Origin of the sequence: Flavobacterium sp. CF136 (assembly GCF_000282055.1) — a bacterium.
Taxonomy (GTDB): domain Bacteria; phylum Bacteroidota; class Bacteroidia; order Flavobacteriales; family Flavobacteriaceae; genus Flavobacterium.
Map to the genome: position 1 here is coordinate 1 of NZ_AKJZ01000020.1, position 18,805 is coordinate 18,805.

An 18,805-nucleotide genomic window follows, 5' to 3' on the forward strand; every position below is an offset into this window, starting at 1 on the left:
TGTGAAATTAATTTCACAAACGTAGGTTCTCCCATTAAAATTTGTGCAAATTCGTGAAATTCGTGTTCAAATTGAATTATAATATTTGTGTCCATACGGTAGGATTAAAAACGGATTTTTTCTCAATCTTTGTCTTTCAGGCAAAAGCAAGATCTCCACAAAGTCTTTGCGAGGAACAAAGTAATCACATGCGCTGAGTCATTGAAAATGCTGTTAAAACTATTACTTTATTTGTAAGATTATTATTTAATATTTTTCAGAAAGAATTATATTTGCAAAATTTTAATTACAAAATATCATAAATGAAACATCTATTAAGCATTCTTCTTATTCTTACACTCTCATTTCAAGGGTTTTCACAAAAAAAAGCTAAAAAGAAGCCTAAGTCAAATACAAAACAAACTACTGCTGCAGCAGCTCCAGAAGCATATGTCGCTAAAATAACCGTCGACACATTACATATTCAAAAAGGAAAACCTTGTATACTTCTGGTTGATGTTAATAAAGATTCTGCAGATCCGGCAATCACTTTTGATTCAAATTCGGAAGAAAATGAATTAATCAGGAATTTTGGAAAAGAGGCATTGCAAATAATAAATATCAATAAATACACTTATGTTGTTTTCGAAAATAAAGAAATTATAGACATTAATCCGGAAGGGGAATCTTTTCAGGCTTTTGCATATTGGAGCGGAAAACTTAAAGACAAGATAAAAATACAACAGGGAAAAAGAATGGCTACGGAATTCGTCGCTGGGAATATGAAGGTAAAAAAAGAATCATCTTATGTCATAAATACCCGAAAATACAGAAAAGAAGTTGCTTCATTAGAAAGTAAAAATAAAATTACTCCAAAGTCTAATGAAATAATGAATGCTATTCTGAACAAAACAATCTTGTCCATTGATGGAAAACGGGAAGACGAATTTCCTTTATTCAAAGAAAATAAATCAAAAATAAAAACCGCATCTTACTATTTCCTCACAAAGAACGGCACAAAAACACCGATAAAAGAGGTGTCTGTAAATGAAAATGGCCTCCTAAAACAAGTCAAAACTTATAATAGAAAAGGCGAGCCTAACGGAGAAGCAAATTATGTTTATGAGTACGGAATGCTGACCAAAATTATCAGAGGTGATCAAACAACAACAATTCGTTACAATGATGATAAAATGATTTTTTCAGATAATCGCGGTGATGCAAACGAAACGACAGTATATAGATTAGAAAATAATGTGGTGCTTGAAAAGTCCTATATCATTATGACTGATGATAAATTTTGCTATATGAATAGTTTTGCCGAAGAAAAAATAGAAGGAAATTGTATATTACGTTACATCAATAACATTCTTTGGACAAAAAATTGTGGGAGTCCCGAAAATATTTTCCCTTTTATTTACAAATATACTTCTTATCAGGACGGAAATGTTCTGCAATACCGAAAGTCTAAATTAGAGAAAAAAGGAGAAAGCAAATTTGAAAAATATTACTCGAGTGCCGAGCGCGAAGAAGAAACAGAAGTATTTAACTTCTTTGGGACTTTAGAATTTAATGAAAATAATTTGTTAGACACTTATCGTTTTACAAAAGATAAAATTAGTCAGGTAATTAAAGTTGATTACACTTATTATCCAAATTAAAATTCAATTAAAACGCTGTAAGGCTTAGGTTTTACAGCGTTTTTTTAGGAGCTGTTCCTGCTATCCGTTACAAACGAAGTTCACTGAACTCCGATTAAAATAAAAGTTAAGTGAAGTAATATTTTGCGCCGAACCCCGGCATAAAATGATTTCCACTTCTATCAGGGCTATGGCAATTGGTTTAATGAGAAACATTGGGTTTAATGGTATGCGGATTATAGCAGATTTTTTTAGCAACGAGGGATCGATCTCCCGTTAACAGCTTGACAAAGATTGGCGATTACTTTTACTGAGTTTCCTCCTAAGATCCTTTCCTCAGGATGACAAACTTTATGATTACTTTTAATAAACCAACAAAATTCAATCTTAAAAATGTCAATCGATCAAAATAAATACCTCAACAACTTAGAATTGACCTTCGAAAGCTATGCTTCTATTTCAGAAACTTCGTGGAAATTAATAGAAAATATCGTCGAGTTTAAATCATTCAAAAAAGGAGAATTGCTTTTAAGAAAAGGGCAAGTTGCGAAAGAAATTCATTTTATATGTCAGGGTGCTTTACGAGCTTATATTACTGATAAGACAGGAAATATTTATAACAAAAATATTTTTCTGGAAGGAGATTTTGCAGGCTCCAAAACTTCTTTGTTGCAGCAAACTCCCTCGAATTTTGAAATCGAAGCGCTGGAAGATTCCATTCTTATCAATATCAATTACAAGAAATATAAAGACTTGATTTTCCAAAATGACGATTTAAAAAACTTCTATATCGCTTATTTAGAAAAAAACTGGGTAATCAAAAAGGAACTAAGAGAAATTTCATTGGTAATGGAAAATGCTACCGAAAGATATCTTCACCTTTTATCATCACATCCTGATATTGAACAGAGGATTCCCCTGCTCCATATCGCTTCGCATTTAGGAATTACGCCAACCCAACTGAGCCGTATCAGAAAAAATCTTGAAAAAGATTTGTAAATCAACATATGTAAAGGTTTTCAATAACAGGTATATTTATCTTTGTATTATTGCTATAATTACGCTTAAAATGAAAAATGCAAACCTAATCGAAGATAATATAAACAACCTTACCGGTTTATGGAAAACAGTTGGAATTCCTTTTAAATCCTGTTATAAAAACGATACTTTAGAATACTGCAAAATCGAAAATTCCGGCTGGCCAAATAAGTTGTGGTTTCACGAAGATATTTCTGAAAATGATGCGGAAAAAGCCATTGAAATAATGCAGTCCAATTCTGGTTTGGTACTTCCGTATTGGGATCTGTATGGCAGTAATTCCTTTGAAATTTTGGAAGCAAAAGGTTTAACTAAAAAAACTGAACAAGTGGCGATGGCCCTGAAATTAGATCAAAAATTTATACCACAAAATAATCTGACTTTCAAAAGGGTTTTAAATGAAGAAGATGCCAAAACCTGGGCTGCCATTTATCCAGATGCTTTTGGTTATGTGATCAGCAAAGAAATCCTGATTCAGAATTATGATCACGTATATTTTTATTTGTTTTCTTTTAAGGATCAACCCATAGGAACTTGTACACTATTTCAAACCGGAAACAATATCGGAATTCACAGTGTCGGCGTTATCCCTGAAATGAGAAGAAAAGGTTTTGCCGAAGAAATCATGAAATTTGCACTAAATTTTGCTATAGACCGCAATATCAAATATGCTTTTTTGCAGGCTTCGGCAATGGGAAAAGATATATATACCAGATTGGGTTTTGAGGATTTGTTTCTAATTAAGAATTATATTTTGAAAACGGAGTAATGGTACGCGGATGAAACGGATTTTTTCATTCGTGTTTTTATCCTTACGCTTACTTTACTGCAAAAACATTTCACGCAGATTCTGTAGGTCTTCCTCTATTCTCTATTCTCTATTCTCTATTCTCTATTCTCTATTCTCTATTCTCTATTCTCTATTCTCTATTCTCTATTCTCTATTTTCTATTCTCTATTTTCTATTCTCTATTTTCTATTTTCTATTTTCTTTCTTCAATCTAAAATCTACATTCTACATTCTAAAATCCAAATTCTGTCCCAAATGACCCTAAAATAGTCAGAAATACCTGTTTCCTTAAAAAAAATAACGTTGTAAATTTGTATTAAATAATTAATAACTATTTAAAAATCAAACCGATGAAAAAAGCAAAAATTATTTTTTGGATTACTACGACTATTATTTTTCTATTTGAAGGTGTTATGCCGGCCCTGACTTCTCAAAGCGAGATGGCGAAAGAAGGAATTAAGCATTTGGGATATCCTGAGTATTTCGGAAATGCATTAGTTATTTTTAAAATCTTAGGTGTATTGATATTGGTAATTCCGCAGATTCCAAAGAATGTCAAAGAATGGGCGTACGCTGGCTTTGCTTTCGATTTTATATTTGCTTCTATAAGTCATTTTGCGGTTGACGGAGTTGGATTTGAAGGTTTTTTCCCTTTGATCTTTTTGGTAATCCTGGCAATTTCATATGTGTATCATCATAAATTAGAGCGATACAAAAACATCGCCATGTAACATAAACGTGATGGTAGAAGTATTTAAAACAAATGTTCAGGAAATGGAGCAATCAAAAATGATTGTTGGGAAACTTCTTGAACATTTTCCAAATAGTATAATCAACTTTGATCTTGAAGATTGTGATAAAATTTTGCGGATTCATTCTTCTTCCATTTCAAATAATAAAATTATAGACCTTCTTAATTCACATGGTTTTCATTGCGAAGTGCTTTTATAAGATCTTAATCACTGATTTACAAAGCAATAAAATAAAAATCGTAATTTTAAAATTCTAATTTTTAAAATATTACAAAATGAATATACCAGCAGAACATCAGACTATAATGCCCTATTTGATTTTACAAGGCGCCTCAAAATTTATCGATTTCACAAAAAATGTTTTTGGAGCTACGGAAACTAATACAAAATCACTTCGCGAAGACGGAACTATTATGCATGCCGAAGTTACCCTGAATGGCAGTACAATAATGGTAACAGATGAAATTACTGACTGGGCAAAACAAACTGCAAACTTGTTTGTATATGTCCCAAATGCAGATGAAACTTATCAAAAAGCATTAGAAAACGGCGCTGTTTCCTTAATGGGATTAAGCAATCAGGATTACGGCCGAACTTGTGGCGTAACCGATCCGTTTGGAAATGTCTGGTGGATAACATCCGTATAAATTGACAATTAAAATCAATCAAATGAAAACAGAACTTCAAAAAAATATAGTCAATACATTTAAAGAATTAAATGAATCACTTTCCTCATTTTCTGAAAGTGAACTAAATATTATTCCGTTTGAAGGAAGCTGGACAGCAGGACAAGTTGTAAGACATTTGATTATGGGATGCTCTGGTTTCCCAAAATTGTGCGCGGGGAAAACTGAAAAAACTACCCGAAAACCGGACGAAAAAGTTAAAGATGTTGAGGCTCTTTTCTTTAATTATGACATAAAAATGGAATCCCCTAAATTCATAATTCCTCCAAATATCGAGTATAACAAAAATTCATTAATTTTATCTCTGTCAAAAATAGAAAATGAATTATTGGATGTCTCAGAAAATTATGATTTAACCTTAACATGTCTTGATTCTGAAATTCCCGGGTTTGGAAAATTTACTATTTATGAATGGATTAGCTTTGCCCTTATCCATATTAAAAGACATTTAAGCCAATTACATGCAATTTCGAAAACAGTAACAGAACAGTAATCCTGAGATTAATTTTCAACTAACCTATATTATATGAATTCAAAAACAGGAACAGTATTCTTATCTGGTTTAATCGCAGGAACATTAGATATTATTGCTGCTATCGTTGTATATGCGCTCCTATTACAGAAAACAACCCCAATAAAAATTCTTCAGTCTGTCGCAAGCGGTATTTTTAAGAAAGATGCTTATACCGGTGGCTCACAAATGGCATGGTACGGACTAGGTTTACATTATATAATTGCAATGATTTTTGCCTCGTTTTATTTTATCATTTACCCTTATCTCCCATTCTTAAAAAAGAACGCTTTGATTTCAGGATTTTCATATGGGATTTTTGTCTGGATAGTGATGAATCTTATTGTTTTACCTATCGTATTTCCTGTTTTACCGGCTAAACATTTAGATTTTCCATTACTGTTATCCATAGTAATCCTGATGCTTTGTATTGGACTTCCTATTGCATTAATTACACGAAAATATTATGTTTTGAGTAGCTAAACCTATAGTTAAAAAGTTTGCCACGAATTACACAAATTAGCACGAATTAATTTGTGTAATTCGTGGCAAAAAATATTTTAGAAACCAAATGCATTACAGTAATTTGGGTTGATAATTTTGGATTAAATCCAAAAAAACAACTTCAGTTCCGGATAAATATTTCTGATTGCTGCGGCATTTTTTAACCTTATCAAAATAGGTTTCAATAGTTCCGTCTTCATAGGTCGAAACCAGCAAAGGATGCACATAGTAATTTCGGCAGACCGTTCTGGTATTTCCTAAAGCTTCTGCTGTAGCATCAAATGCAGTTAAAATATTTTTTTTTATTTCTTTTTCTTCTTCAGCAATTCCTAATTCTATCAATGTTTCAAAAAAAATCAAAGATGCATTCCATGTCCTGAAATCTTTGGCACTAAAATACTCTCCTGATATTTCATGAAGATAAACATTAACCATATGGCTGTCCAGAATTTTTCTTTCCCCATTTTCATCATAATACTTAAAAACTTCCCAGCCCGGAATTTCTTCACAGCGGCTTACTAACTTTACAAGTTGTTTGTTTCTTGTTGTAATAGTATGCTTTTTTCCTTTTTTTCCTATGAATTCAAAACGAAGCGAATTTTTATTGATATTGATATGTCTTTTTCGCAAAGTCGAAAGTCCGTAGGATTTATTGTCTTTGGCATACTTCTCATTCCCGATCCTGATATGGGTTTCTTCCATTAATCGAATGACTAAAGCGATCACTTTATTTTTTGTCCACTCTCTTTGTTCCAAATCAGCATCAACTTTTTTACGAATTTGAGGCAGTTTTTTACCAAACTCGGTAATTTTATAAAACTTGGTCTGGTTCCTGATTAAATTCCATTTAGGATGATATCGGTATTGTTTCCTTTTTTTCTCATCAAAGCCTACAGCCTGAAGATGGCCATTAGACAATTCAGAAATCCTGACATTCTCCCAGGCCGGCGGAAGTACCAGGCTACTAAAGCGTTTTAATTCGCTTTTTTGTTTTATACATTTTCCGCTTTTTCGATAGATAAATCCTTCACCTTCCTTACATCTTTCAATAGGCATTTCTTTATCACTTACATAAACCAGATCTAATTTTTCTATTGCGGACTGAGGTGATTGAATCAGCAATTTCATTAATTTTTCCTGAGTAACTTTTGATGACTTCATACTCTTTTCATGATTGATAAAAAACTTCCTTTGTCACAACAGTTTCTTTTTGATTGAAATCTAATTATTTCTTAAGGCTTCTATAATTTTCTGTTTACTCATCTTTGATCTGCCTTTAATACCCACATTTTTAGCCTGTTTATATAATTCTTCCTTTGTCCATTCCTCATATTTTTTTGCTTTTCCGCCTTTACTTCCTGAATCGGGTGTATTGGCAATACGGGCTGACTTTTGCTTGCTGTATCCTTTGTCTAACAATGCCTTATATTTATCTTCATCTTTAATTCTTGAACTTGGCATGACTATACTATTTTGAGTTAAAAAGCAAAGACCTTCTTTGCATCTTACAAATTTTGTTTAATTAACTAAAGGGCATTAATCCTATTGATTTTTTTTTTGACTATAAAAGTTCTTTTTAAGCAGTGTTTGTCTTATATAATTTCCATTTAAATGTTTTTGAGTTAATTTTTTAATGGATTGGATTAATTGTAGCCATATAGAATTTCTAATTTTAGACAAAATAAATTAACGTAAGAATTTTTAGATAAAAAATCAAACTGGAAACTATGGTATCATCTACGAAACATGGTGTAATTTTAGAGAAAACTGAAAGACATTTTGAAGAATTAGGTGTTTTGAATCCTGCCATTTATCAGGACGGAAATACAGTTCATATGTTTTACAGAGCAGCAAAAAAAGGTAATTTTTCCACTATTGGATATTGTAGGCTGGAAGGACCAATAACTGTTGTTGAAAGAAATACTGAGCCCATATTCTCTCCGGAATATATTTATGAAATTCATGGTGTTGAAGATCCAAGAATTTCAAAAATTGACGATCTTTTTTATCTGACTTATGTAACATATGATGGAATAAATGCATGTGGGGCACTTGCAGTCTCAAAGGATCTGAAAAAATTTAAAAAGAAAGGTATTATTACACCAAGATTCATTTTGAATGAATTTACAAATCTTATTAGAAAGCACCTGCAAAATTCAAGTATTGCTAAAATTCTTGCTTTTAATGTGCACAGAAATTATCCTTTGACAGAAACTATCAAGGACAATTTATATGTATGGGATAAAAATGTTGTTCTTTTTCCAAAAAAATTCAATGGAAAATTTGTTGCTCTGCATCGATTATTTCCTTCTATACAAATTTTTAGTTTTGAGAAAAAGAAAGATTTGACAGAAGATTTCTGGAAAGATAATTTAAAAAATTTGCCTGATTATGTTGTTATGGAACCCAAATTTGATCATGAGACAAGTCATATTGGCCCGGGTGCTCCTCCTATAGAAACTCCGTACGGATGGCTGCTGATTTATCATGCTGCCGAAAGAAGAGAAAAAGGGCTGGTATATCATGCATGTGCTGCATTACTTGATCTTAACGATCCCAAAATAGTTTTATCAAGACTAAAAAAACCAATAATAACACCATCAGAATATTACGAAAGACACGGTTATGTAAATTATGTTATTTTTCCGACAGGAACAGCCATTTTTGAAGACCGCCTTTATATTTATTACGGTGCTGCAGATGATAAAATTGCAGTAGCTTCATTGAGCCTTAACGATTTATTGAACGAACTAAAAAATAATCCCCATGAAAACAATACAAACAACTAAATCAAAAATAGTTTTTCTATCCACATTTCCTCCAACACAATGTGGTATCGCTACTTATACACAAGATACCATTAAAGGAATTACCAGTGTTTTTGGAAAATCTATTAACTGTGAAATCTGTGAACTGGTAAATTTCCCGAAAGCACCAACACAGGCTTTTACATTAAATACCGAAAACAGAGAAGAGTATGCAAAAGTTGCCAAAGAAATCAATAATGATGATTTGGTAAAACTCGTTCATATTCAACATGAATTTGGTTTATTTGGAGGAGAATACGGGGATTATCTGTTAGAATTTTTAAATGCTATAAAAAAACCGGTAACCTTTACTTTTCATAGTGTTATTCAAAAACCAAATGACAAATTGAGAATGTTTGTCAGACTATTGCTTTCATACAGCAATTCGGTTTTTGTAATGACAAACCAATCTGAGGAAATCCTGATAAACGATTATGGTATTCAGAAAGAATTTATCACTTGTGTCCCACACGGAACCCATGTTGTTATTTATGAAACACCAGCACAGGCAAAACAAAGGTTCAACATTGAAGACAGAAAAGTACTTTCGACTTTTGGCCTTTTGGGAGAAGGAAAAAACATTGAAACCGGTCTGAAAGCAATGCCTGAAATTATCAAAAATACACCTAATGTTCTTTATTTAATCATTGGAAAAACACATCCGAATTTAATTAAATATGGTGTAGACGAATATCGAAATAAACTGGAAGCCATCGTAGAAAATTTAAATTTAAAAGATAACGTACGTTTCATAAATGAATATTTGGATACGGATGAGCTTTTAAATTATCTAAAAGCAACTGATGTTTACTTGTTTACCTCAAAAGATCCTAATCAGGCCGTGAGCGGTACTTTTTCGTATGCAATGAGTTGTGCATGTCCGATTGTAGCATCAAAAATTCCGCATACAGTAGAAGTCTTAACCTCAGATTCCGGTATTTTAGTTGACATTGGAGATGCAGATCAATTTGCCCAGGCAACGATCAAATTACTTTCTGATGATAATCTGAGAGAAGAAATGGGGGAAAATGCTTTTCGTAAAACGCGGGCATCGTCCTGGGAAAACGTTGCCATAATTCATATGAATACGTACACCCAATTAATTGAAAATCCAACTGCTATAGAATTTGATTATCCTGAAATTCAATTGATGCATGTCAAAAAAATGACAACCGATTTGGGAATTATCCAATTCAGCAAAATTTCTATTCCGGACATTTCTTCAGGCTATACTTTAGATGATAATGCCAGAGCTTTGGTGGCTCTTTGCATGCATTATAAATTAACCAATGACAAAGATGATTTGCCTTATATCCTGATTTATGTAGACTTTATTGATCGTTGTCAGAAAGAAACAGGTAATTTCATTAACTATGTTGATCAGGATAACAGAGAACACATAGAGCAAAATGCAGAAGTAAATTTAGAAGATTCAAACGCACGCGCAATCTGGGCATTAGGAAGTGTAATTTCTATAAAAGATATCCTTCCGGAGAATATTGTAAACAAAGCATCAGTCTGTTTTGAGAAAAGTTTAAAATGGGCAGAAACAATTCAGTCTCCGCGTTCTATTGGTTTTGCAACCAAAGGATTGTATTTATATAATTGTGCGATTCCTAATTTGTATGTATCAGCCATCATTAATAAACTGAATGCAAAATTGGTTTCAAACTATGAAATTCATAACACTGCAGATTGGAAATGGTTCGAAAATTATCTTACTTACGGGAATGGTATTCTTCCGGAATCTATGTTGTATGCTTATTTGGTCACCAGCAAACCTATATATAAAAGAATAGCATTAGAATCACTTGACTTCTTGCTTTCAAAAATGTTTACCAGTAATGGTTTCAAAGTAATTTCGAATAATGGATGGTATCATAAAGGCGGGCAACCGGAACAATTTGGAGAACAGCCTATTGATGTTTCCTATATAATTCAAACTTTAAATGCGTTTTATAATGCGTTTAAAAATCCATTATACAAAGAGCATATGAAAACAGCTTTTAATTGGTTTTTAGGAAAAAATCATTTAAATCAAATAATGTACAATCCTGTAAGCGGAGGCGGATATGATGGCCTTGAAAAAGAAAATGTAAACCTTAATCAAGGAGCCGAATCTACAGTTTGTTACCTGACTGCCAGATTGATAATGGAAAATTTTAAGGATGCGGAATGTAAAGTAATTGATTTGGTGAAAACAAAAGCAGATTTGATTATAAATTCTTAATGGGTTTAATTCTTAACAATTTGATTTAATACATAGATATTATTTTAATCCGTTGGGTGTAATTAGTTTTTGATGATAATTTTTCGTCAGTTCGAGTGATTTTCAATAGAAAATTGTATCGAGAACAGAAAAATTATCATTAAAACGGTTCTCGATACATTTTTTGTTCCGTTTCTCTGCACAAAAAACACTCGAACTGACGCTTTTAATAATTACACTCAACGAGTTATTTTAAAAAAGAATACATTTTTCAGATACAATGGCTATATGAATTTTAAACAAGTAAAACGCCTGTCATTGAACTTACAAAATCTACGTTTCTATGCATTGAAAATAATTATACCCAACAGATTAACACTATATTTTATAAACTATCCCTTTTTAATCAAAGGGATTTTTTTGTTTAAATCTGCCATAACGTCAATGTGTTCTATTTATTGTGCTGACCCCAATGTAAATTATATAAACATACTTTAAAGTTGTGTAATAGGATATTTTGATTACAGAGGTATCTTTAATTAAGGAATGAATCTCTTTTTTCTCAATTCGCATATCAACTAACCAACTAAAAATCAGCCATTTTGATTGTCACTATAAAAAACACATTCGAAGACGTAGGAAATGCAACCAGATTTGCGACGCGGTTTTTTAAAGAGGTCTTTATACCTCCGTATGAAACCAGGCAATTCCTCAAACAATGTTATGTTATAGGGTATAAATCATTGCCATTAGTCGCTATAACCGGCTTTATCATGGGTTTGGTGCTTACACTGCAATCAAGGCCAACTTTAGTGAAGTTTGGAGCCGAATCATGGTTACCCGGAATGGTGGCGCTTTCATTAATTCGTGAAATTGCACCGGTTATTACAGCCTTAATCTGCGCCGGAAAAATATCCTCAGGGATTGGTGCCGAGTTAGGTTCGATGAAAGTGACGGAACAAATTGATGCCATGGAAGTCTCTGCTATCAATCCTTATAATTATTTAGTGGTCACCCGAATTTTAGCAACAACTTTAATGGTGCCAATTCTCGTGATTTTTGCTGATGCAATTGGAATTCTGGGCGGTTATATTGGTGCAAATATTCATGACGATGTGAGCCTTTATCGTTATATAGCCAAAATTTTTCAATCCCTGGAATTTTTGGATCTGATTCCGGCTACTATAAAAACCTTTTTCTTTGGTTTTTTTATTGGGATGATTGGATGCTACAAAGGATTTAGTGCTGAAAACGGAACTGAAAGTGTTGGTAAAGCTGCCAATTCGGCCGTAGTAACTGCATCGCTTACCATTTTTATTATTGACATGTTAGCTGTTCAGATAACCGATTTATTTTTTTAAGATGATCAAGGAAAAAGAAAATACCAAACCTGAAAACAAAGGCGGAAAAAAAACTGTGATAATAGAAATCAAAGAGTTATATAAAACTTTTGGTACTGATAATCATGTTTTAACAGGAGTCAATTTTACTGTAAATAAAGGAGAAGATTTGGTGATTTTGGGCCGTTCAGGATCCGGGAAGTCAGTGCTGATAAAATGCATTGTCGGACTGGTCACTCCTGATAAAGGTGAAATAAATGTTTTTAATCAAAATGTATTGGAACTTAAAAAAAAGGAACTGAATGAAATGAGGGTTCGAATTGGTTTTTTATTTCAAAGCGGTGCTTTATATGATTCTATGACCGTAAGAGAAAATCTATCCTTTACTTTAAAAAAACACAAACGGGAGCTGAAGCGTGAGGAAGTTGAAAAAGAAGTAATAGAAGCCCTTGAAAGCGTAGGCTTAGGTGATGCGATTGACAAAATGCCTTCGGAATTATCAGGTGGGATGCGTAAAAGAATTGGTCTGGCACGTACTTTAATTTTAAAACCTGAAATTATTTTATATGATGAGCCAACAACCGGTTTAGATACGATAACCTCAAAAGAAATCAGCGAATTAATATTAGATATCAAACATAAACGCAAAACTACTTCTATCATTATTACACACGATATGGCTTGTGCAAAACTTACTGCCGACCGTGTTATTGTTTTAAAAGAAGGAAAAATACAAGCCGAAGGGACATACGAAGAATTAGAAAAAAGTGAAGACGAATGGGTACGCTCATTCTTTCTTTGAATAAAAATAAAATCAAAAACAAAAATCATGGATAAGCAATCTGGATATACCTGGAAATTAGGAATGTTTGTTACAATAGGTTTGTTGCTTTTTATAATGGCAATATATTTTATTGGGAAACAAAAAAATCTTTTTGGATCTACTTTCCGAATTACGTCAAGCTTTAAAACCGTAAGTGGTTTGGAGATTGGCAATAATGTGCGATTTTCCGGAATCAACATTGGTACTGTAGATGAAATTCAGCTGGTTAATGACTCAACGGTGGTAGTAGGAATGGTCATTAAGGATGATGTTCGCGAATTTATTAAAACTGATGCAAAGGCCAGTATAGGTTCTGACGGATTAATGGGGGATAAAGTACTTACCATTACTCCGGGTGTAAAGTCGCAAAAAGAAATAGAGAATAATGGACAAATTGCGTCGATTAATGGTATTGAAATGAACGACATTATGAAAAGCGTTAAAAAGAGCGTTGATAATGTAGGTGTGATTTCTGAAGAATTAGCCATTTTCAGCCATAGTATGAATAATGGAAACGGTGCTTTGGCAAGATTAGTCCGCGATGATAAAATGGCCAACAGCGTTTCTAACACACTTTCGAACTTGGAAATGGGTACCAAAGGTTTCAGCGAAAACATGGAAGCCGCGAAAAGTAATTTTTTATTAAGAGGATTTTTTAAGAAAAAAGAAAAAGAGAAAGAAGCTAAAAAAGAAGAGCGGAAAGAACAAAAGGAAAAAGCTGAGAAAGAAAAAGAGGAAAAAGAAAAAAAAGCTAAAGAGGAAAAACAAAAAGAAGAAGACGCAAAAAAAGCCGAATCTGAAAAAGAAAAAAAGTAACTATTTAAATTTCGGACCAAAATAGCAAAAGTTTAAATCTGCCGTATTATGCCATTTTCATTCAAAAATACAGCCTTAAAAACATTTAAAGTAATTGGAATTACAGTTGCTTCCGTTTTACTATTGCTTTTTTTGATTCCGTTACTTTTTCCCGGGAAAATAGCTTCTGAAGTAAAAAAAATTGCAAATGAACGTTTGGATACTAAAATGGAATTTTCGAAATCCAAACTTTCCTTTTTTACCCATTTTCCATCCTTAACAGTTTCCCTGGAAAACTTATCGCTTACGGGTTCTGCCCCTTTCCATAAGGATACATTGCTTCAGGCAGAACAGGTTGCTTTTGGAATAAATTTAAAAAGACTGATTTTTGATAATGAAATAAAAATCAATAAACTATATATTTCCAAAGCTTTAATAAATGTAATGGTCAACCAGAAAGGGCAAGCCAACTACAACATTTATATTGCTCCTGATGATAAAAAAACAGGGAATAATCCTGAAGAAGGAACCGCTATTCGATTAGAACGAATTGATTTTGAAGATTGTCATGTAAAATATAATGATCGTTCAGCGAAAATCCTGATCGATGCAAAAGGATTCAACTATGTTGGAAAAGGAAACCTGAGTGAAGATATTTTCGATTTAAACACCAATGCCCAAATTGATAATGTCGATTTCTATTATAAAAAGACCGCCTACCTCAGAAAAAAAGAATTACATGCCAATTTAATTACCAGAATCAATACACATGCGCTTTCGTTTATCCTTCAGAAAAATGAATTACAGATCAATAAACTGCCTTTAAAATTTACCGGATTGTTAACCATTTTAAGAGATGGATATAAAATCAATATTAAAGCTGCATCCGAAAATACAACCGTCAAAGATTTGCTTTCGGTTATGCCTCCTGAATATCTAATCTGGATGGACGAAACCGAAATCTCCGGAAAAAGTGATTTGCTTTTTACTTTTAAAGGCGATTATAATGTTTCCAAAAAGCAAAAACCGGATTTGGCTTTTAATTTAAAAATTAATGAAGGGGCTATAGATTATCAGAATGCTCCTGCACCACTGACGGGTTTTCAAATGAATCTTAATGTAATTATGCCTTCGCTTGACATCGAAAAGCTATTGATTAATTTAAAAACACTGAAATTTAAAGTTGGTGAGAAAGATTATTTTACTGCTCATTTACGCAGCAAAGGTTTTAAAGAAATGACGGTAGATGCCAGCGTAAAAGGTGCTTTGGATCTTGCTACTGTTGATGCTGCAATAGGCTTAAACACAATCGAATTAAAAGGAATTTTAAAAACCAATATTCAGGCAAAAGGAATATTCAGCACTTCTAAAAAATTATTCCCTAAAACAATAGGCGGAATTTCGCTGCGAAATGGCTGGCTAAAAACAGACTCCTACCCTAACCCGATTACCGATATTACTTTTGTGGCCAATGTGCTCAATAAAGCCGGAACCTATAAAGGTTTAATCGTGGCTGTTGCCCCTGCATCTTTTGTATTCGAAAAAAATCCGGTATATGTAAATGCAGCGCTTTCAGATTTTGGTGATTTGGCGTACAATGCAAAAGTAAAAGGAGAATTGAATGTGGGAAACATCTATAAAATATTTTCTCAAAAAGGAGTTGATATTACCGGTTATGCCAAAGCAGATCTTTCACTCAAAGGAAAACAAAGTTATGCGACAACCGGTCAATACGATAAATTAGACAACAGAGGCACCATTATCCTGAAAAATATTAAAGCAACATCAGAACTTTTTCCGAAGGCCTTTTTTATCAAACAGGGAAATTTTCGTTTTCAGAATGAAAAAATGTGGTTCGATAAATTTAATGCTTCTTACGGAAAATCAGATTTTGCCATTAACGGATATCTTCTCAATACCATTAATTATTTTTTAGAATCACATGGGACTTTAAGCGGCAATTTCAATATGAAATCAAAACTGATTAATGTCGATGAATTTATGGCATTAAAAAAAGGTGAAAATAAAGATCGAAACATTGAAGTTGAATATGCTAAAGAAGACCATCCTAAAATGAGCGGTGTGGTCATGGTTCCTAAAAACCTAAATGTAGGACTTACAACAACTGTTGACAAAGTAGAATATAAAGGATTAGTTCTCCATAAACTTTCCGGAAAAATTGGGATTGCAAAAGAAAATTTTTATTTAGAAAACACCACTTTTAATATCATTGATTGTATTTTAGGAATCGATGCTACCTACAAAGATGAATCTCCGGCTTCTGCACATTTTAATGCTCATTTCATAGCCAAAGATTTTAGTGTGCAAAGAGCTTATAAAGAAATTCCAATGTTTCACGAAATGGTTACTGCAGCCGAAAAAGCGCAGGGAATTATTAGTGTTGATTATAAAATAAAAGGTGATCTGAACGGAAATATGGGTCCCATTTACGAATCTCTGGAAGGGGAAGGAATTCTGAATTTACGTGATGTGCAGGTGAAAGGTTTGAAATTATTTGACGGAATCAGCTCAAAAACCGGCCAAAAAGGTTTGGATAATCCTGATATGAAAGGCATTGAGATAAAATCGACGATTAATAACAATTTAATCCATATTGATCCTTTTACTTTTAGTGTGGCAACTTTTAGGCCTACTATAAAAGGAACCACAAGTTTCGATGGGCTATTGGACTTAAGAATGCGATTAGGGCTTCCACCATTTGGTATTATTGGGTTTCCAATTGTTATTACAGGAACACATCAGGATCCAAAAATTAAACTTTTCAGCAAAACAGGCAAAACAATAGATGATGCTGTTTATGACGAAAAAAACAATAAAGTCATACGTAAAGAAAAAGTCAGTAAGCAAAAAATTAAATAAAGATGAAAAACAAAAAACAAAATCAAAGTAGTGGATTCGAAAAATTTGCGACCCGTGTTTCAAAAGCTGCAGGCAGCACAACTGCTTTTTTAACCGCTTTTTTAATTGTTGTTGTTTGGGCAATTTCAGGTCCTTTTTTTGATTATTCAGAAACCTGGCAATTAGTCATCAATACAGGAACAACGATTATTACTTTTTTGATGGTCTTTTTAATTCAGAAAGCACAAAACAAAGACTCGCTTGCCATTCAGCTGAAGTTAAATGAATTAGTAGCTTCAAACGAATATTCCAGCAATAGCCTGGTTGATATTGAGAGCATGACCGAAGAAGAAATGATTATTGTACAAAAATATTATCACAGACTTAGTGAACTTGCTAAAAAAGACGAAAGCGTCAGAACATCCCATTCGATTGCAGAAGCGCATGAGCAACATCAACGAAAAGATCAAAACAGAACAAAAATGCGTACTAAAAACAGTACAAAAAAATGAAACTGCGTTCAACAGAAAGTTTCTGGCCACTAAAACATGCGATGGAAACCAGTTATCCTTCAATAGAATCAGATATAAATACAGAGATTCTAATTATTGGCGGAGGTATTACAGGAGCACTAATCGCCTATAAACTAATTAATGAAGGAAAAAAAATAGTATTGGCCGACCGTCGTGATATTTGTAATGGCAGTACAGCTGCGAGTACGGCTTTGCTTCAATATGAAATTGATGTTTCATTGCATGAACTAATAAAATTAAGAGGCTTAGAATGTGCCGTTGACAGTTATAAGAATGGAAAAAAAGCCATTTTTGATTTACGAAAGATTGTTGATGATATAAAAAGCGACTGTCAGTTTGAATTTAAAAAGAGTATTTATTTTTGTTCGTTAAAAAAGGATGTTCCATTTTTGAAAAGTGAATTTATAGCCCGAAAAGAACATGGATTTGATGTAAGTTGGTTAGAAAAATGGGACTTGGAAAAATTTGGATTAAATGCCATTGCAGCCATAGAATCTCAAACTGCAGCCGTTATGGACCCGTATAGGTTTGCTCAGGATTTACTGCTTTATTGTAAAAAAAAAGGAATGCAGATTTTTGACCGCACTAATATTATTTCCACTCAAAATCAAAAAGGAAAGCTGACTGCAAACACCGAAAATAATTATAATATAGTTGCGGATCACATTATACACTGCAGCGGTTATGAAAGTACAGAAACGCTGACGGAAAAAGTAGTTGATCTTAAAAGTACTTATGTAATTGCATCTGAAAGTATACCCGGCTTACCCAATATTTTTAAGAAAGCAATTTTCTGGGATACCTCCTCACCTTATTTATATTTCAGGACCACATCAGATAACCGGATTATTATGGGTGGCGGCGACGAGGATTTTAAAGATCCTGAAAAAAGGGACAAGCTGTTACCTAAAAAAGAGCAATTCCTTTTAAAAAAGTTTCAAAAAAAGTTTCCGAAAATTAATTTTAAAATTGATTATTCCTGGGCTGGAACTTTTGGGGAAACAAAAGACGGATTGCCTTACTTCGGAAAACCAAATCCTAATAATAACGAACATTATGTTTTAGGATTTGGCGGAAACGGAATAACTTTTAGCGTTATAGGCATGAATTCTATTTTAGCTTCACTTGAGAATAAAAAACATCCGGATTTAGAATATTATAAATTTGGAAGATAATTTTTGGAACCTATAGTTGCTAAGTCATTAATAATTTTATAGATAATCTTGTCGGATGGGAGTAAAAACATCCACTACCTGACCAGCTTCAAGAATTTCGATAGAGTGTTCAATATTAGCTGGAATCGAATAAGTATCTCCTTCAGACAACTCATACTCTTCTCCTCCAAATTTCAACTTATATTTACCCGAAATTACATATCCGCTTTGTTCATTTGGATGTTTATGAAAAGGCACGAAATCAGTTAATTTGTATAACATCTTGGTTACCATCGAGTCTTCACCTATCGAAAGGACTACAAAATCAACTCCCAAAAATTGTCTTGAAACTGCATCGCCTTTTTTTACAATATTCTTCATTCCT

General features: G+C 32.9%; 19 protein-coding genes. 16 read left to right on the forward strand and 3 right to left on the reverse strand.

Annotation, left to right across the window (positions count from 1 at the left end; genetic code table 11):
• Positions 1-302 precede the first annotated feature (302 nt).
• The 8 genes from PMI10_RS08520 (at position 303) to PMI10_RS08555 (ending at position 5,879) form a co-directional block, all read left to right on the forward strand.
• On the forward strand, positions 303-1,640 hold the full coding sequence (locus PMI10_RS08520; RefSeq protein ID WP_007806723.1) for a hypothetical protein: 1,338 nt from the start codon (positions 303-305) through the stop codon (positions 1,638-1,640).
• Between the two features lie 372 nt (positions 1,641-2,012).
• Positions 2,013-2,618 carry a Crp/Fnr family transcriptional regulator gene (locus PMI10_RS08525; protein WP_007806725.1) on the forward strand — a complete coding sequence of 202 codons (606 nt, stop codon included), beginning with the start codon at positions 2,013-2,015 and terminating at the stop codon, positions 2,616-2,618.
• A gap of 70 nt (positions 2,619-2,688) precedes the next feature.
• On the forward strand, positions 2,689-3,426 hold the full coding sequence (locus PMI10_RS08530; protein ID WP_007806727.1) for a GNAT family N-acetyltransferase: 738 nt from the start codon (positions 2,689-2,691) through the stop codon (positions 3,424-3,426).
• A gap of 371 nt (positions 3,427-3,797) precedes the next feature.
• Positions 3,798-4,178: a DoxX family protein gene (locus tag PMI10_RS08535; RefSeq protein WP_007806729.1), complete on the forward strand. Its 381-nt coding sequence runs from the start codon at positions 3,798-3,800 to the stop codon at positions 4,176-4,178.
• A 10-nt stretch (positions 4,179-4,188) separates the two neighbouring features.
• Entirely contained in the window at positions 4,189-4,398 is a 210-nt protein-coding gene (locus PMI10_RS08540; protein WP_007806731.1) for a hypothetical protein, read from the forward strand.
• A gap of 76 nt (positions 4,399-4,474) precedes the next feature.
• A complete protein-coding gene (locus PMI10_RS08545) occupies positions 4,475-4,846 on the forward strand; it encodes a VOC family protein (RefSeq protein ID WP_007806733.1) in 372 nt (123 codons plus the stop codon).
• Positions 4,847-4,868: 22 nt separating this feature from the next.
• Positions 4,869-5,378, forward strand: a complete 510-nt coding sequence (locus PMI10_RS08550; RefSeq protein ID WP_007806735.1) for a DinB family protein — start codon at positions 4,869-4,871, stop codon at positions 5,376-5,378.
• 33 nt (positions 5,379-5,411) lie between these two features.
• On the forward strand, positions 5,412-5,879 hold the full coding sequence (locus PMI10_RS08555; RefSeq protein ID WP_007806737.1) for a DUF1440 domain-containing protein: 468 nt from the start codon (positions 5,412-5,414) through the stop codon (positions 5,877-5,879).
• 93 nt (positions 5,880-5,972) lie between these two features.
• On the opposite strand, the gene PMI10_RS08560 is transcribed toward PMI10_RS08555, so the two are convergent.
• Complete coding sequence (locus tag PMI10_RS08560; protein ID WP_007806740.1) at positions 5,973-7,061, reverse strand: DNA topoisomerase IB; 1,089 nt, start codon at positions 7,059-7,061, stop codon at positions 5,973-5,975.
• A gap of 60 nt (positions 7,062-7,121) precedes the next feature.
• Positions 7,122-7,361 carry a DUF7218 family protein gene (locus PMI10_RS08565; protein ID WP_007806743.1) on the reverse strand — a complete coding sequence of 80 codons (240 nt, stop codon included), beginning with the start codon at positions 7,359-7,361 and terminating at the stop codon, positions 7,122-7,124.
• Positions 7,362-7,627: 266 nt separating this feature from the next.
• On the opposite strand from PMI10_RS08565, the gene PMI10_RS08570 reads away from it, so the two are divergent.
• From PMI10_RS08570 to PMI10_RS08605, 8 genes are all read left to right on the forward strand, one after another.
• Positions 7,628-8,689, forward strand: coding sequence for a glycoside hydrolase family 130 protein (locus tag PMI10_RS08570; protein ID WP_007806745.1), 1,062 nt, complete (start codon positions 7,628-7,630; stop codon positions 8,687-8,689).
• Entirely contained in the window at positions 8,667-10,937 is a 2,271-nt protein-coding gene (locus tag PMI10_RS08575; protein ID WP_007806747.1) for a glycosyltransferase, read from the forward strand. Before PMI10_RS08570 ends, PMI10_RS08575 begins: the two co-directional genes overlap by 23 nt.
• A 581-nt stretch (positions 10,938-11,518) precedes the next feature.
• Positions 11,519-12,277, forward strand: a complete 759-nt coding sequence (locus tag PMI10_RS08580) for an MlaE family ABC transporter permease (protein WP_007806749.1) — start codon at positions 11,519-11,521, stop codon at positions 12,275-12,277.
• 1 nt (position 12,278) lies between these two features.
• Entirely contained in the window at positions 12,279-13,058 is a 780-nt protein-coding gene (locus tag PMI10_RS08585; protein ID WP_007806750.1) for an ABC transporter ATP-binding protein, read from the forward strand.
• Between the two features lie 27 nt (positions 13,059-13,085).
• Positions 13,086-13,895: an MlaD family protein gene (locus PMI10_RS08590; RefSeq protein ID WP_007806752.1), complete on the forward strand. Its 810-nt coding sequence runs from the start codon at positions 13,086-13,088 to the stop codon at positions 13,893-13,895.
• 48 nt (positions 13,896-13,943) lie between these two features.
• Positions 13,944-16,754, forward strand: a complete 2,811-nt coding sequence (locus PMI10_RS08595; protein ID WP_007806754.1) for an AsmA family protein — start codon at positions 13,944-13,946, stop codon at positions 16,752-16,754.
• 2 nt (positions 16,755-16,756) lie between these two features.
• Positions 16,757-17,245 carry a low affinity iron permease family protein gene (locus PMI10_RS08600; RefSeq protein ID WP_007806756.1) on the forward strand — a complete coding sequence of 163 codons (489 nt, stop codon included), beginning with the start codon at positions 16,757-16,759 and terminating at the stop codon, positions 17,243-17,245.
• Positions 17,242-18,441: an NAD(P)/FAD-dependent oxidoreductase gene (locus PMI10_RS08605; protein WP_007806759.1), complete on the forward strand. Its 1,200-nt coding sequence runs from the start codon at positions 17,242-17,244 to the stop codon at positions 18,439-18,441. Before PMI10_RS08600 ends, PMI10_RS08605 begins: the two co-directional genes overlap by 4 nt.
• Positions 18,442-18,477: 36 nt before the next feature.
• Here the strand turns inward: PMI10_RS08605 and PMI10_RS08610 are convergent, their stop codons facing one another.
• A complete protein-coding gene (locus PMI10_RS08610; RefSeq protein ID WP_007806760.1) occupies positions 18,478-18,801 on the reverse strand; it encodes a cupin domain-containing protein in 324 nt (107 codons plus the stop codon).
• Positions 18,802-18,805 lie beyond the last annotated feature (4 nt).